Source organism: Pseudolysinimonas kribbensis (genome assembly GCF_039531715.1).
In the GTDB taxonomy this organism is placed as follows: Bacteria; Actinomycetota; Actinomycetes; order Actinomycetales; family Microbacteriaceae; genus Pseudolysinimonas; species Pseudolysinimonas kribbensis.
The window spans coordinates 1,194,108-1,208,471 of sequence record NZ_BAAAQO010000002.1 but is presented as its reverse complement, the minus strand read 5'-3'; the positions used below and the strand labels follow the sequence as shown (position 1 = coordinate 1,208,471).

Below are 14,364 nucleotides of genomic sequence, written 5' to 3'. Positions count from 1 at the left end.
AGCCCGGAGGTCCTCCCGTTTCACAAGACCCGCAACGGCACCAAAGTCATGGCCCGGTACATCTAGAGCCCGGCGATGATCTCGCGCATGAGCTGGGCGGTCTCGCTCGGCGTCTTGCCGACCTTGACCCCGGCGGCCTCGAGGGCCTCCTTCTTGCCCTGCGCGGTGCCCGCGCCCGACGAGACGATCGCGCCGGCGTGGCCCATCGTCTTGCCCTCGGGCGCGGTGAAGCCGGCGACGTAGCCGACGACCGGCTTCGTCACGTACTCCTGGATGAATGCCGCCGCGCGCTCCTCGGCGTCGCCGCCGATCTCGCCGATCATCACGATCGCCTTGGTCTCCGGGTCGTCCTGGAACGCCCGCAGCGCGTCGATGTGCGTGGTGCCGATGACGGGATCGCCGCCGATGCCGATGGCGGTCGAGAACCCGAGGTCCCGGAGCTCGTACATCATCTGGTACGTCAGGGTGCCGGACTTGGACACGAGGCCGATCGGCCCGGCGCCGGTGATGTTCGCCGGCGTGATCCCGACCAGCGCCTCGCCGGGCGTGATGATGCCGGGGCAGTTGGGGCCGATGATCCGGGTGACGCCGCGCTTCGCCTTCGCGTGCGCCCAGGCCCGCGCGGTGTCCTGCACGGGCATGCCCTCGGTGATGACCACGAGCAGCGGGATCTCCGCGTCGATCGCCTCGATCATCGCCTCGCCCGCGAAGGCGGGCGGCACGAAGCTGATCGACACATCGGCGCCGGTGGACTCCATGGCCTCCTGCACGGTCGCGAAGACCGGGAGGCTGACGGGGTTGCCGTCCTTGTCGGTGTGCTCGACGGTCGTGCCGGCCTTGCGGGCGTTGACGCCGCCGACGACCTGCGTCCCGGCCTTGAGCATGAGCGCCGTGTGCTTGGTGCCCTCGCCGCCGGTGATGCCCTGGACGATGACGCGTGAGTTCTTGGTCAGGTAGATCGACATCTTCTTCGCGTCCTTACTTCGCGGCCAGCTCGGCGGCCTTGTCGGCGCCGTCGTCCATCGTGGTGGCCAGGGTGACGAGCGGGTTGTTGGCGGCCGCGAGGATCGCGCGCCCCTCCTCGACCTGGTTGCCGTCGAGCCGCACGACGAGCGGCTTGGTCGCGGTGTCGCCGAGGATCTCGAGCGCCTTGACGATGCCCTCCGCCACGGCGACGCAGGACGTGATGCCGCCGAAGACGTTGACGAACACGCTCTTGACCTGCTCGTCGCCGAGGATCACGTCGAGGCCGTTCGCCATGACGGTCGCGGATGCCCCGCCGCCGATGTCGAGGAAGTTGGCCGGCTTCACGCCGCCGTGCTTCTCGCCGGCGTAGGCCACGACATCCAGGGTGCTCATGACGAGCCCCGCGCCGTTGCCGATGATGCCGATCCCGCCGTCGAGCTTGACGTAGTTCAGGCCGAGCCCCTTGGCCTTGGCCTCGAGCGGGTCGGCGGCGCTGGTGTCGACGAGCTGCTCGTGCTCGGGGTGGCGGAACTCGGCGTTGTCGTCGAGCGAGACCTTGCCGTCGAGGGCGACGATCGAGCCGTCGCCGGTCAGCACGAGCGGGTTGACCTCGACGAGCGTCGCGTCCTCGCCCGTGTAGACCTCGTACAGCTTCACGAAGACCGGGGCGACCTTGTCGACGAGCTCGGCCGGGAACTTCGCGGCGACCGCGATCTCCGTGGCCTTCGCGAGGTCGAGACCCTGCTCGGGGTCGACCTCGACGCGGGCGAGCGCGTCGGGGCGCTCCTCGGCGAGCTGCTCGATCTCCATGCCGCCCTCGTAGCTGCTCAGCGAGAGGTAGGAGCGGTTGGCCCGGTCGAGCAGCACCGAGAAGTAGAACTCCTCCGTGATGTCCGCCCCGGCGGCGACCATCACCCGGTGCACCGTGTGCCCCTTGATGTCCATGCCGAGGATCGCCTGCGCGGCCGCCTCGGCGTCATCCGGGGTCTTGGCGACCTTGACGCCGCCGGCCTTGCCGCGACCGCCGACCTTGACCTGCGCCTTGACGACCGTCACGCCGCCCAGCTTCTCGGCCGCGGCGCGCGCCTCGGCCGGGGTGTCGGCGGTGATGCCGGCGAGCACGGGGACCCCGTACTTCTCGAACAGATCACGGGCCTGGTACTCGAAGAGATCCACGTATGTCTTCCCTGAATTGGGGTGAGGGGAACGTTCCGCCCGATGGTCTCTCGACGCCGAGATAGTTCGATATCGAGACATCTGGGCCGCAGAAGACTCTACCCCCGCCACCCCGGCGGTCTCTGCGCGAGGCCGGGTGCCGGTCAGGAAACTTCCCGGGATCTTCGCGCCGGTGTCACGCTGGAGCGGTGCACAGCCCCGCGATGGATCGCTACGCGCGGGATGCCGCGATCGTCGTCGGCGGCGCGGCGGCGATCCTGCTGCAGGTCGCCGATCCCGTCGTGGCGCGCGGCGTCGCCGAGCACAGCGCGTTCCGCGACGACCCGGTGCGCCGTCTGCGGCACACGTTGACCTTCGTCTACGGCGTGCTCGCCGGCGACGAGCGGCAGCGGGCGCGAGTCGCCGCCGTCACCGATCGCGCGCACGAGGGCGTGCCGGGAGCGCGCGACGTCGATCGGCAGTTGTGGGTCGCGGCGACGCTGTACGAGGTCGGCCGCTCGGTGCAGGAGCGGCTGCGCGGACCGCTGCCCGCCGACCTCGACGCCGAGGGGCTCGCGGCGAGCGCCGACCTCGCGACCGTGCTGCAGGTGCCGGCCGATCGCTGGCCCGCCGACCGCACGGCGTTCGACGCCTATTGGCGGGATGCCGCGGCCGCTCTCGAGGTCGGCGACGACGCGCGCTCGATCGCCCGCGATCTCCTCCACCCGCGCCACATGGCGTGGTGGGCGCGGGCCGCGATGCCGCTCGTGCGGGCGATCACGCCGACGCTGCTGCCGGCATCCATCACGGCGGCCTACGGGTTCGCGCCCGGGCGTGCGCGGATCGCCTGGGGCGTGCTCCGGATGCTCGTGCGCCTCACGCCGTACCGACTGCGGAGCCTGCCGGCGCGCCGCCTGCTCGCGTCGCTCTGAGCGGGGCCCGTCAGCCGACGGTGTGGTTGCCGCCGAAGATGCCGGCCTGGGTCGTCGCCGCGCCGATCGCGTCGGCGACCTCCTGGAAGGTGTTGGCAGCACGGCTCGCGCCGATCGCCCCACCGCGCAGCGCGCTGCCCGCGGTGTCGCGCGAGAGGCGCGCGACGAGCTTGCCCTCACCGTCGACCGAGAACCCCAGCTGGAACTTCATGTAGAACTTCTTGCCGGCGAGTGCTCCGAACGCGATGCTCAGGCCGTTGCTGCCCCGCTCGAGGTCGAAGTTCCACGCGTCGCGCGCGGTCACGGCGAAGCCCTGCTGCGCGGTCGCGTCGAGCACCACCTTCTTGGCGGCCTCCTGGTCACCGGTGAGTGCGAACTCGATCATTGAAGCCACGGGGGAATCTCCTCAAAGGGTCGGAGGTGAGGGAACCTTCTCACTGTACCGACCGTCGTCGGCGCCCCGGACCGGCTCCCCGGATAGTGCGGCGGGGCGTCATGACCGCTCGCCACGTCGACGATCAGGCCGTCCGCGGCAGCAGGCGCAGCGTGGAGGTGACCGCGTCGAAGAGGTCGAACAGGGCGTCGGCGAGGTCGAGCGCCGGCGACGCGCCCTGCACGAGCAGCAGCCGCTCGCCGTCGACGGGCACGAACGTGCGCATGACCAGGGTGCGCACGCGCTCGCGGCCGCCCGGCACCTCGACGTCGACGATCCCGTGCGCGCGTGCGACGCGGCCGATGCCCTCGATCTCGACGACGCCGCGCATCATGAAGGGCTCGCCGTCATCCGCCTGCTCGCGCACGGACAGCGCGTCGACGAGGGTGTCGAGGGCTGCGCCGCCCGGGGGCGGCGGGATCACCGACACGCTCAGGGCGCCGGGGATGAGCTGCTCGTCGGCCGTCGTCACGAAGCACGCGCAGTACACGGCGCCGGACTCCCACGCGTCGCGCGCCTGGCCCCGGAGGATCCTCGCGAGCTCGGTGCGATGCTCCCGCAGCTCGGGCACGGCGCGCACGCGCTCCTCGACGAGCATCCGGATGAGGGCGTCGCGCGAGCCCGGACGCACCGGCAGCTCGAACCAGCTGTCGGGCACGGTGAGCGCGAACAGATCCGGCGGGGCGACCGTCGCCATCAGGGCTCGGTGTAGAACGGCTCGGCGTTCTCGCGCATCCATGAGACGAACTCGCCGCCGTCGTTGGTGAACACCACGTTCACCGCGATGCCCGGTTGGCTGTTCGCGGCTCCGACGGCCCGGATGACCGAGCCTCGCACATCGGGATTGTCGGGGTCGATGTCGACGCCGAGCACGAGTCCGGGGGCCTCGGCCCCGACCTGCGCCCAGCATCGGCGAGCGTTGCGGACGGCCGGCAGCGCACGGAAGGCCTCGTCCACCCGCTGGAGCAGCTCGACCGGCTCCTCGGCGGGCTCGCCGATCCGGATCGTCGTGCCGGCGGGCACCATCGAGCCGCGACCCAGCCGAAGCTGCACCGTCGCGGCCGCGACCGGAAGGCCGAGCTCGCCACCCGGGTTGACCGCGATGCCCAGATGCGCCGGCACGCCCGCCATGAACTCCCGCACCGGCGCCTCGGCGACGGACGACGTGACCCCCGCGGCGGTCGCCTGCTCCGCCGACGTGAACATCGACACGTACGGCAGATCCCCCACGGTCATCACCGTGAGGCTGGCGCCGCCGTCGGGAGCGACGGCGACCGGGAAGTACCCGCTCGAGACGAAGAGCGCGTCGACGAACGACTCCACGCCCGTCTCGCCGCGCGACGCGGCCTGCAGCACGATCTCGAGGTCGTTCGAGGGGAACGTCATAGGGCCGCGATCCTCCGTCGCACGGAGGCCGGCAGATCGGCCTCGTCGATGACCAGTATCCCGGGATGCGGCACGGGGCCGAACGTCGCGCGGATCCGCGCCGCGAGCGCCGCGGCGCCGAGCGCCCCCGGGACGACGATCCACCACGCGCGATCGCCCGACGTCGCGATGTACACGCGGCCATCGGCGCCGACCCCGCGGTGCAGCAGCGTCGTGTCGCGCACGCGGCCGGCACCGGGCGGCACGAGCCGGATCGACGCCGTGCGGAGCACGCGCGGATCGGGCGCCGAGGGCGCCATCCCGAGCGGATCCGGGTCGCCCGGTGCGATCTCCACCGCTCCGCCGCCCTCGAATGCCGGGTCGGGATCGACCGCCAGGAACCAGCGGTCCGGCACGGCATCCACAATCGCCCGCAGCGTTCGGCGGTCGGCGGGACGGTCCGGAGCCCCGTGCGTGTACGCCGCGATGACGCCGAGCCCGCGCTCGGCCTGCGCGTACAGCTCGGTGCCGCCCTCCGGGCCCCGCAGCACCACGAGCTCCTGCTCCCAGCGCAGGTCCGTCGCCACGAGCTCGGAGGTCACGGGAGGATCGGGGTCCGGACCGCGTTGTCGAGCTGATCCTTGAGCGTGCTGCGCAGCGCCCCGGTCAGGTACACCTGCTGCTCGCCGCCCGGGAGGCGCCCGGGGAAGATGTTGGAGACCCTGCCGCCGTCGATCCGGCCGAGGCCCGTGCTGATCTGCTCCCCCGCCGGTCCCTCGAAGATGGTCGACCCGTGCGGGATCGTGACCTGCACGTTGTGCGTCGCCTGCGGCAGGGCCTTGTGCAGCGCGTGCAGGTCGCCGGGATTGGTCATGTTCCATTCGGGCTTGAGCGCGAACCCGAGCTGCGACGACAGCGTGCCGCCCGACTCGTGGTGGCTCCAGAACCCGCCGCCCGCCTGCTGGACGTAGTCGCCGTTCGCGTTGAGCGTGTCGGTGACCGTGCGGTTGAGCATCGTGTCGTGGGTGACGACCACCTGGTTGTAGGTCGAGGACCGGAAGGTGTCGGCGACCGCGTCCGAGCCGCCGCTCAGCGGTCCGTGCTCGATCGCGCTCCAGTGCTTGACGATGATGTTGCCCTCGTCGGTGAACTTGCCCCCGGACACGGCATGCATCGCCACGCGGACGGCCATGGCGCCGCGTCCGGACCCCAGGCCGGCCTGGGTGATCGGCCGCACGACCGCCTGGAGGGCACCGGTCGCCGAACGGACGCCGTCGGCGACCCGCGAGATCGCCGCGCCCGCACGCGTCACCGCGGGCAGGAGCCGCTCGCCCACGCGGGCCACGGCTGCGACGGCGGTCAGGGCGCCCGCGACGTGCGCCGCCGTGCCGAGCAGGGCGATGACCTTGCCGCCGGGGATGAGGCCGATGGCGAGCATGAGCAGGTCACCCCAGGCGTTGCCGCCCTGAGCGATGGTCAGCAGCGCGTTGATCACCAGCAAGGCCGTCGCGGCCAGCACCAGCGCCCACACGAGCGGACCGCCGACGAAGATCGCCACGATCGACACGATCGTCAGCACCACCGTCGCGATCTCCACGACCGCCTGCCACGCCGCCGAGTCCTGGATCGCCTCCCACACGCTCGAGGGCTTGACCGCCGCGCCCTTCGCGTCCGTGATCGAGGTCACCGCGGCCTTCTCCGCGTCATCGCGGGCCGCCTTCGCCTCCATCACCAGACGCTTCGCGGCCTCCAAACGGGCATTGGCCGACGCGACCTGCGCGCTCGCCGCGTCCATCGACGACTGCGACTGCGACATGTTCCGGCTCGTCGCCCGCAGCTGCGCATCGGTCGGCATGCTCACCCCGTCCGGCGGCGGCACGTCCTGATACTTCTTCTGCAGCTTCTGCTGCGACAACTGCTGCGCGTGCGCCGTCGACCAGCTGCCGCGCGCGTCGTCATACGCCGACTGCGCCGACTGCAGATCCGCGTGCGCATCGCGCGCCTGCGCCAGCCCGCGATCCGCCTGCGACTGCGCATCCTCCAACGCTGACGCCCACACGCCCAACGCGGCCGCGACGAGCGAGTACGAGTCGTCCGCCTTCGACAGCTCGCCCGGCATCCGATCCGTCTCGGAGCGGAACACCGAGCCCGCGTCGCCGACCCACGCCTCCGCCGAGTGCGAGGCGCGCATCCCCCGCACCACACTCGCCGCATTCGCCGCGACGTAGGCGATGTCCGTGTACTTCTGCGCCACCTGCCGGATGCCGAACGCATCCCCCGGAGTCGGATCCACGTCGAGATCGACGAGATACCAATCGCTCGGCCGCACCATCACTCGGCGTGCTTCCCGGCGCCGGACCCGGTGCCCGCGTCGTCGTGGCTGGTCAGCGCCTTCGCGATCTGCTGATCGGTCGAGTCGTAGGTGTCGGCCGAGTCGGAGAGCATCGAGCCCAGGGCGTCGATGTCGTCGTGGATGCGCTTGCGGCCGACGTCCCAGGTGCGCTCGAAGTCCTCGAGGGCGTCGACGACCGGGTCGGATCCGATGTCGAGATACGCGCCGTAGAACGCGTCCTGGGTGCCGTCGATGTCGGTCGCGATCTTCGAGAGCTGACCGGAGAGCTCCCGCAGCGCGCCGCTATCGACCTTGAGGTGGTCGGCCATCGATCAGGGCGTCAGCCCTTGAGGCCCTGCGCGAGACCCTGGTCGGAGTCGCGGAAGGTGCTGGCCGCCTTGGTGAGGAAGCCGGAGAGGCCCTCGAGCCCGTTGACGGTCTTCGAGATGCCGTCGTTGAACTCCGCGTAGGAGGCCTCGAACGCCTTCGACGACGCGTCGGTCACGAAGCCGGAGTTGACGAGCTCGTCGACCTGCTTCTTGAGGTTCATGAGCTGCGACTCGATCTCGCCCTGGCCCGAGGTCAGGCTCTTGGCGACGGTCTCGAGGTGGTCGTAGCTGACGTTGACGTCGAGGGCCATGGTGGTGATCTCCTTGCGCTGGAACGACGAGTGAGCAGAAGTCGAGGAATCAACCCCTTCCCCAGGCTAGCCGGTGGCGGCGCGACCGCAACCCGGATATCCCCAGGGTCAGCCGTTGTCCTTCAGGCTCTTGCCGAGCTTGTGGTCGGTCTCCTGGAAGTTGTCCGCCGCCTTGGTCAAGAAGGTCGCGAGCCCGTGCATGCCGCCGACCGTCTTGGTGATGCCGTCGTTCAGCTCCTTGTAGACCGAGGCGAACTCGGGTGACGACGTGTCGGTGATGAAGCCCTCGGCGACGAGGTCGTCGACCTGACGCTGCAGGCCGGCCACCTGCGACTCGATGTCGGTCTGCGCGGTCTTCATCGCAGCGGCGAGGTCGTGCATCTTGCCGTAGTCGATGTCGAGAGGCATGCCGTCAGGCTACTCGTGCCGAGCATCGCTCGGAACGGCTCTCCCCAGGCCCCGAGGATCACTCCGCCCGCCGCCCTAGACTCGCGGCATGCGTGCGCTCGTGACGGTGTCCGGCGCGCGAGGGGGCTCGAGGGAGCGCGTGCTCGTCGAGGCCGACGGCTCCGTGCGCCTCGACGAGGTGCTGCCGGAGCTGGCCGGCGTCGCCGCCGCCGACCTGCAGCGAGGTCCGCTCGCGGCCGTCGTCGACGGCCGGTTCGTGCCCGTCACCGACGAGCTCGATGCGGCCGGACTGCGCGATGGCAGCGTCGTCGTGATCGGTCCGCGCGGAGAGCTCACGACAGCCGACGACGGGTCGACGGACTCGCTCGTCGAGCTGCGGATCGTGTCGGGCCCCGATGCCGGGGCCGTGGCGCCTGCGTGGCGCGGGTCGATCACGATCGGGTCGGCTCCCGATGCCGGCCTGCGGATCGACGACGGCATCCGGGTCCGGCCCATCGAGCTGGTGGTCGACATCGAGACCGCCGACGCGGTCACGGTCCGCGCGGCCGCCGAGACCACGACCGCGCTCCTCGACGGAGCGCCGATCAACCCCGAGGCCGTGCCGTGGCCGCTCGGCGGTCAGATCGAGCTGGCCGGCCGTCTCATCGAGCTCGCCGCACCGGACCTCGGCGACGCGGCGCTGCAGCCCTCGGCCGACGGCGCCGGCCTCGACTACAACCGACCCCCGCGCATCCTGCCGCCCGAGTCCGCCACCGCGCTGCGGCTGCCCGCGCCGCCGCCCGAGATGCCGGCCCGGCCGTTGCCGATCCTGGCTGCGCTCACGCCGCTCGCGATGGCCGCCGGCTCGGCGATCGTCTTCCACAGCTACTTCTTCCTGCTGATCGCCGGCCTGTCGCCGCTGATCATGGTCGTCAACCACGTGACCAGCAAGCGTCGCGGGCGCACCTCGAAGCGCGCCCAGCTGGCCGCCTACCGCGAGCACAAGGAGACGATCGAGGCGGAGGCGCAGGAGGCGCTCGTGCAGGAGCGCACCGAGCTGCTGCGCTCGTCACCGGATGCCGCCGCCCTCGCGGAGATCGCCACGCGCCCGCTGCCGCGGCTCTGGGAGCGGCGCGGCGCCGATCCGGACCACCTGCGGCTGCGCCTCGGCACGGCCACGCAGCCCTCGCGGGTCACGCTCGACGACCCGGAGCAGCTCGAGCACCGCCGCCGGGTGACCTGGGACGCGCGCGACGCGCCGGCCGTCGTGCAGCTCGCGGAGCGCGGCGTCATCGGGATCGCCGGATGGGGCGACCGGCCGCGCCGGCTCGCGCAGTGGGCGGTCGCGCAGATCGGCGTGCTGCAGAGCCCGCGCGACGTGCGCGTCTACCTGCTCACGGACTCGGCGGGGCGCGACGCCTGGGGCTGGATCGGCTGGCTGCCGCACACCCGGCCCGGGTTCGGACAGGACACCATGGCCACGATCGGCGTGACCGCGGCGAGCACCGCCCGGCGGATCGCCGAGCTCGGCGCGCTCATCGCCGCCCGCCGCGCGGCGCTCGGCCGCGGCGACCGCTGGACCGGCGACGAGGTCGTCGTGGTGATCGACGGTGCGCGACGGCTGCGCAGCATGCCCGGCTTCGTGCAGATCCTCAAGGAGGGTCCCGCGGTCGGCATCTACAGCATCTGCGTCGACTCCGAGGAGCGGCTCTTGCCGGAGGAGTGCACCGCCGTCGCGATCGTGGAGCCCGAGGGCGTCGTGATCCGGCAGCAGCGGGTCGACGTGCTCTCCGGCATCCGGCCGGACCTCGTCGACGACGGCTGGTTCGATCGCGTCGCGCGCGCGGTCGCTCCGATCCGCGACGCGAGCCCGCAGGGCGACGACGGCACGATTCCCGCTTCGAGCCGCCTGCTCGACGTGCTGCGTCTCGAGCCGCCGACCGCCGACGACATCGAGGCGGGCTGGCTGCTCTCGCCGCGCTCGACGACGGCGGTCATCGGCGAGTCGATCGACGGTCCCTTCTCGATCGACCTGCGCGCCGACGGACCGCACGCTCTCATCGCCGGCACCACCGGATCCGGCAAGAGCGAGCTGCTGCAGACCCTCGTCGCGACGCTCGCCGTCGCCAACCGGCCCGACGAGATGAACTTCGTGCTCGTGGACTACAAGGGCGGCGCCGCCTTCAAGGACTGCGTCGACCTGCCGCACACCGTCGGCATGGTGACCGACCTCGACGCGCACCTGGTCGAACGCGCGCTCGAGTCGCTCGGCGCGGAGCTGCGCACCCGCGAGCAGCTGCTCGCCGTCGCGGGTGCCAAGGATCTCGAGGACTACCTCGACCTGCGCGGCCGCACCCCCACCCTCACCCCGATCGCGCGGCTCGTGATCGTGATCGACGAGTTCGCCTCGCTGGCGCGCGAGCTGCCGGACTTCGTGCGCGGCCTCGTCAACATCGCGCAGCGCGGCCGGTCGCTCGGCATCCACCTCGTGCTCGCGACGCAGCGGCCGAGCGGCGTGGTCTCGCCCGAGATCCGCGCGAACACCAACCTGCGGATCGCGCTGCGCGTCACCGACACGGCCGAGAGCTCGGACGTGATCGACGCGCCGGATGCCGCCCGCATCGGGCAGGGCACCCCCGGCCGCGCCTACGTGCGGCTCGGGGCGGCGTCGCTCGTGCCCTTCCAGACCGCGCGCGTCGGCGGTCGTCGGCCGGGGAGCGTCTCGTCGGGCCCGGCCGCGCCGTTCGTGCGCGCCGTCTCGTTCGCCGAGCTCGCCGATCCCGAGCCGCAGCCGCCGTCGGAGGATCGCGGGCCCGGGGATGCCGACGACACCGATCTGCGCGCGCTGGTCGGCGCGATCCGGGCCGCCGCGGGCGCCGCCGGCATCCCGGCGCCGCGCCGCCCGTGGCTGCCGCCGCTGCCGGAGCTGCTCACGGTCGAGCAGCTGTGGGCCGGGCATCCGGCGCCGAAGCCGCTCATCGCCTACGGCCTCGAGGACCTGCCCGACGAGCAGCTGCAGCAGGCGGCCGCGATCGACCTCGACGCGTTCGGCCACCTCTTCGTCGTCGGCGCCGCGCGGTCCGGGCGCAGCCAGGCCCTGCGCACCATCGGCGCGGTGCTCGCCGCGAAGCTGCGCGCGAGCGACCTGCACCTCTACGGCATCGACTGCGGCAACGGCGCGCTGCTGCCGCTCGCCGACTTCCCGCACGCCGGCGCGATCGCGCAGCGGCACCAGACCGAGCGGGTGCAGCGCCTGCTCGCGCGGCTGCTTGCGGAGCTGTCCCGGCGCCAGGCCGTGCTCGCCGCGAGCGGGTACGCGACGCTGCCCGAGCAGCGCCGCACCGTGCCGTCGGCCGAGCGGATGCCGCACATCGTTCTGCTCGTCGACCTCTGGGAGGGCTTCATCGCGAGTCTCGGCAACGTCGATGCAGGCGCGCTCGTCGATCAGGTGCAGCTGCTCCTGCGCGAGGGGGCGAGCGCCGGCATCCACGTGGTCATGAGCGGCGACCGGCAGCTGCTCTCGGGGCGCATCTCGACGTTCGTCGACGAGAAGCTCGTGCTGCGCCTCACCGATCGCACCGACTACTCGCTCGCGGGGCTGAACCCCCGGTCGATGCCGGACGAGCTCGCGGCGGGGCGCGCGTTCCGCGCCGGGAGCGGCATCGAGGTGCAGCTCGCGGTGCTCAACGCCGACACCACCGGCGCCTCGCAGGCGATGGCTCTCCGGGCGATCGCGGCCCAGGCGACCCGGCGGGATGCCGGCATGCCCGAGGACCGCCGCCCGTTCCGCATCGATGTGCTGCCCACGACGCTCACGATCGCCGACGCGCTCGAGCGCACCGGTCCCGAGCGCAACCGGCGCGGCTGGGCGCTGGTCGGCGTCGGCGGCGACGAACTCCGCGGGCGCGGGGTGGACCTCCTCGGCGAGGGGTCGACGTTCATCGTGGCGGGGCCGCCGAAGTCGGGGCGCTCCACCGTGCTGACGACCATGGCATCCACCCTCATCGCGGGCGGCGCCTCGGTCGTCGTGGCGGCGCCGAAGCCGTCACCGCTGCGCGACCTCCCGGGGGCGGTCGCGGTGCTGACCGGGTCCGACCTCACCGAGGAGGAGCTCGCACCGCTCTTCGACGGGGTGCGCGACCGCGTGCTCGTCGTGGACGACGGCGAGTTGCTGCGCGACGCCACGGCCAAGCCCTGGCTGCGCGACCTCGTGCGCGAGGCCCGCGAGCGCGGCGTGGGCATCGTGCTCGGCGGCGACATCGCCGAGGTCGCGGCCGGGTTCAGCGGCTGGCAGGTCGAGGTGCGCAAGGGGCGCCGCGGGATCCTGCTCAGCCCGCAGAACATCACGGACGGCGACCTCGTCGGGGCGCGCCTCGCGCGCTCGAGCATCGGCAGCGGCGTGCAGCCGGGTCGCGGACTCGCGAACCTCGGCGACGGCGAGCTGACGCTGCTGCAGCTGCCGCAGTAGGCGACTCCGAATTCCCCGGACCTGCGCATTCGACACGGTCGAGTACGGTCGGCAGCATGGACCCCGTCCCCGCCCGCGACCTCACGCCTCTGGAAGCCGCGATCCGGAGCTTCAACGCCGGCGAGGATCCGAGCGCGGGAGTGCTGCAGCGGGCGTTCCTCGCAGGTCGCGTGCGGGTGCTGTCCGCGTCCGAGATCCCCACGGACGGGACTCTCGACGGCGCGCGCCTGTTCGGCCTCGGCGGCGCGGAGGGCGAGGGCTACCTCGTCGTCTTCACCGACGAGGATCGCGTCCCGGAGGACGTCGGCAGGGCGCACCCGTGGATGCTGGTGACCTCGGGCGAGTCGGCACTCGGTCTCACGACGCAGGGGATCACCGTCAACCCCGGGAGCGATCCGACGCTGGCCGTCGCCGTGAAGAGCGCCGGCGTCGAGGACATGCGGGCGCTGGCCCGAGCGCGGCATGCCACGGCCGACGCACGAGCGGCCCGCGCACCGCACGAGCTCGAGAGCGCGATCGCCGCGACCGGCGTCGACGGCATCACCGGTGTGGAGATCCTGCGCTTCGCGGCGACACTCTGGCCGGCTGCCGTCGTCGTGCCCAGCTCCCGACCGCTCGAGGGCCCGATCGACCTCGACGCCTGCTACACCTTCGGCCCGGACGACGGACGGCTCCTCGCCGTGTTCACCGATCGCGACCAGTTGGGCGAGTTCACCGCCGCCCACGTGCTGGAGACCACCGGGGGCGAACTCGTGCATCGGCTCCCCGACGGCGCGAGCCTCATCATCAATCCGCAGCGTCCCGACCAGCTGGCGCTCAGCGCCGAGGGCCTGCGGCTGATGGCCACGATGGCCGAGCGGCCGATGCCGCCGGATCCCGGGGCCGGGGCCCCGACACCCGAGCCTCCGACGTCTGGGGCGCCCGCGGCCGAGGAGGGCCGCCGCCGCGGTCTGTTCGGCCGACGTCGCGCCTGACCCGCAGGACGAACACGGAGAGGGCGGAGAGCATCAGCTGCCCCCGCCCTCTCGATGCGTCCAGGTCAGTCGGCCAGGATGCGGTACAGCTCGCGCCGCAGCTCGTCCATCTTCTCGGTGGCGGCCTTCCGCTGCTCGGGCGTCGCCGTGCGGGGGAACTGCTTCACCGCGTCGAAGAGGCGGCCGATGCTCTGCAGGAACTCGCGGTCGGGGCCCGGGAACCCGGTGGGCTGCGCGAAGACGTTCGCAATCGCCTCCTCGTGCTCCGCCGCGTAGGCGCGGCCGTCGTCCGTGAGCTCGTAGTCGCCCTTGCCGGGGCCGGACGGCTGAACCGCCAGACCTTCGTCGACCAGCTGCTGCAGGGTCGGGTAGACGGAGCCCGGGCTGGGACGCCAGGCGTGCTCGGTGCGCTCCGCGATCGCCTTGATGAGGCCGTAGCCGCTGGCAGGCGCCTCGTTCAGGAGGGCGATGATCGCCATCCGGACGTCGCCCCGGCGGGCGCGCGGACCGCCCCACGCCCGGGCGAACTCGTTACGCATGTAGCCCATGCCGCGGGGGTCGAAGCCGGGGTCGAAGCCCTCGCCGCCGAACGGGCCGTGACCGCCGCGGTGTGCGCGGCCGTCGAATCCGGGAGGGAAGTGTCGGTTCTTCATGGTGTTTCTCCTTCGTCGTGAAAACCTGTAGCGATAGTAAGCGATATATCGCTGACCTG

Annotated in this window: 14 protein-coding genes; 3 read left to right on the top strand and 11 right to left on the bottom strand. The window is 72.3% G+C overall.

From position 1 onward, the window contains the following. Window positions 1-62 precede the first annotated feature (62 nt). Both sucD and sucC read right to left on the bottom strand, forming a co-directional pair. Window positions 63-965 (bottom strand): succinate--CoA ligase subunit alpha, encoded by a 903-nt coding sequence (sucD, locus tag ABD285_RS06600; protein ID WP_284254470.1) that lies wholly within the window; start codon window positions 963-965, stop codon window positions 63-65. Between the two features lie 13 nt (window positions 966-978). Next, on the bottom strand, window positions 979-2,142 hold the full coding sequence (sucC, locus tag ABD285_RS06595; protein WP_284254468.1) for an ADP-forming succinate--CoA ligase subunit beta: 1,164 nt from the start codon (window positions 2,140-2,142) through the stop codon (window positions 979-981). Between the two features lie 188 nt (window positions 2,143-2,330). Here sucC and ABD285_RS06590 point away from each other — a divergent pair, with 188 nt between their 5' ends. Further along, on the top strand, window positions 2,331-3,053 hold the full coding sequence (locus ABD285_RS06590) for an oxygenase MpaB family protein (protein ID WP_284254467.1): 723 nt from the start codon (window positions 2,331-2,333) through the stop codon (window positions 3,051-3,053). Between the two features lie 10 nt (window positions 3,054-3,063). Here the strand turns inward: ABD285_RS06590 and ABD285_RS06585 are convergent, their stop codons facing one another. The 8 genes from ABD285_RS06585 to ABD285_RS06550 form a co-directional block, all read right to left on the bottom strand. Next, entirely contained in the window at window positions 3,064-3,447 is a 384-nt protein-coding gene (locus ABD285_RS06585) for a hypothetical protein (protein WP_284254466.1), read from the bottom strand. A gap of 124 nt (window positions 3,448-3,571) precedes the next feature. Beyond that, window positions 3,572-4,183, bottom strand: a complete 612-nt coding sequence (locus ABD285_RS06580) for a hypothetical protein (protein ID WP_284254464.1) — start codon at window positions 4,181-4,183, stop codon at window positions 3,572-3,574. Next, window positions 4,183-4,872: an enhanced serine sensitivity protein SseB C-terminal domain-containing protein gene (locus ABD285_RS06575; RefSeq protein ID WP_284254463.1), complete on the bottom strand. Its 690-nt coding sequence runs from the start codon at window positions 4,870-4,872 to the stop codon at window positions 4,183-4,185. Before ABD285_RS06575 ends, ABD285_RS06580 begins: the two co-directional genes overlap by 1 nt. Continuing rightward, window positions 4,869-5,453, bottom strand: coding sequence for a hypothetical protein (locus ABD285_RS06570; RefSeq protein WP_344201235.1), 585 nt, complete (start codon window positions 5,451-5,453; stop codon window positions 4,869-4,871). The genes ABD285_RS06575 and ABD285_RS06570 overlap by 4 nt, the downstream gene beginning before the upstream one ends. Then, window positions 5,450-7,183 carry a putative T7SS-secreted protein gene (locus ABD285_RS06565; RefSeq protein ID WP_344201232.1) on the bottom strand — a complete coding sequence of 578 codons (1,734 nt, stop codon included), beginning with the start codon at window positions 7,181-7,183 and terminating at the stop codon, window positions 5,450-5,452. The genes ABD285_RS06570 and ABD285_RS06565 overlap by 4 nt, the downstream gene beginning before the upstream one ends. Further along, window positions 7,183-7,512, bottom strand: coding sequence for a WXG100 family type VII secretion target (locus ABD285_RS06560; protein WP_284254460.1), 330 nt, complete (start codon window positions 7,510-7,512; stop codon window positions 7,183-7,185). The genes ABD285_RS06565 and ABD285_RS06560 overlap by 1 nt, the downstream gene beginning before the upstream one ends. An 11-nt stretch (window positions 7,513-7,523) precedes the next feature. Continuing rightward, window positions 7,524-7,823, bottom strand: coding sequence for a WXG100 family type VII secretion target (locus ABD285_RS06555; protein ID WP_284254459.1), 300 nt, complete (start codon window positions 7,821-7,823; stop codon window positions 7,524-7,526). Window positions 7,824-7,931: 108 nt separating this feature from the next. Continuing rightward, entirely contained in the window at window positions 7,932-8,231 is a 300-nt protein-coding gene (locus ABD285_RS06550; protein ID WP_284254458.1) for a WXG100 family type VII secretion target, read from the bottom strand. Window positions 8,232-8,319: 88 nt separating this feature from the next. On the opposite strand from ABD285_RS06550, the gene ABD285_RS06545 reads away from it, so the two are divergent. Together ABD285_RS06545 and ABD285_RS06540 are read left to right on the top strand one after the other, a co-directional pair. Further along, window positions 8,320-12,678, top strand: coding sequence for an FtsK/SpoIIIE domain-containing protein (locus ABD285_RS06545; RefSeq protein WP_344201228.1), 4,359 nt, complete (start codon window positions 8,320-8,322; stop codon window positions 12,676-12,678). A 56-nt stretch (window positions 12,679-12,734) separates the two neighbouring features. Beyond that, window positions 12,735-13,652: an SseB family protein gene (locus ABD285_RS06540; RefSeq protein WP_284254455.1), complete on the top strand. Its 918-nt coding sequence runs from the start codon at window positions 12,735-12,737 to the stop codon at window positions 13,650-13,652. Between the two features lie 65 nt (window positions 13,653-13,717). On the opposite strand, the gene ABD285_RS06535 is transcribed toward ABD285_RS06540, so the two are convergent. Continuing rightward, entirely contained in the window at window positions 13,718-14,305 is a 588-nt protein-coding gene (locus ABD285_RS06535; protein WP_284254454.1) for a PadR family transcriptional regulator, read from the bottom strand. Window positions 14,306-14,364 lie beyond the last annotated feature (59 nt).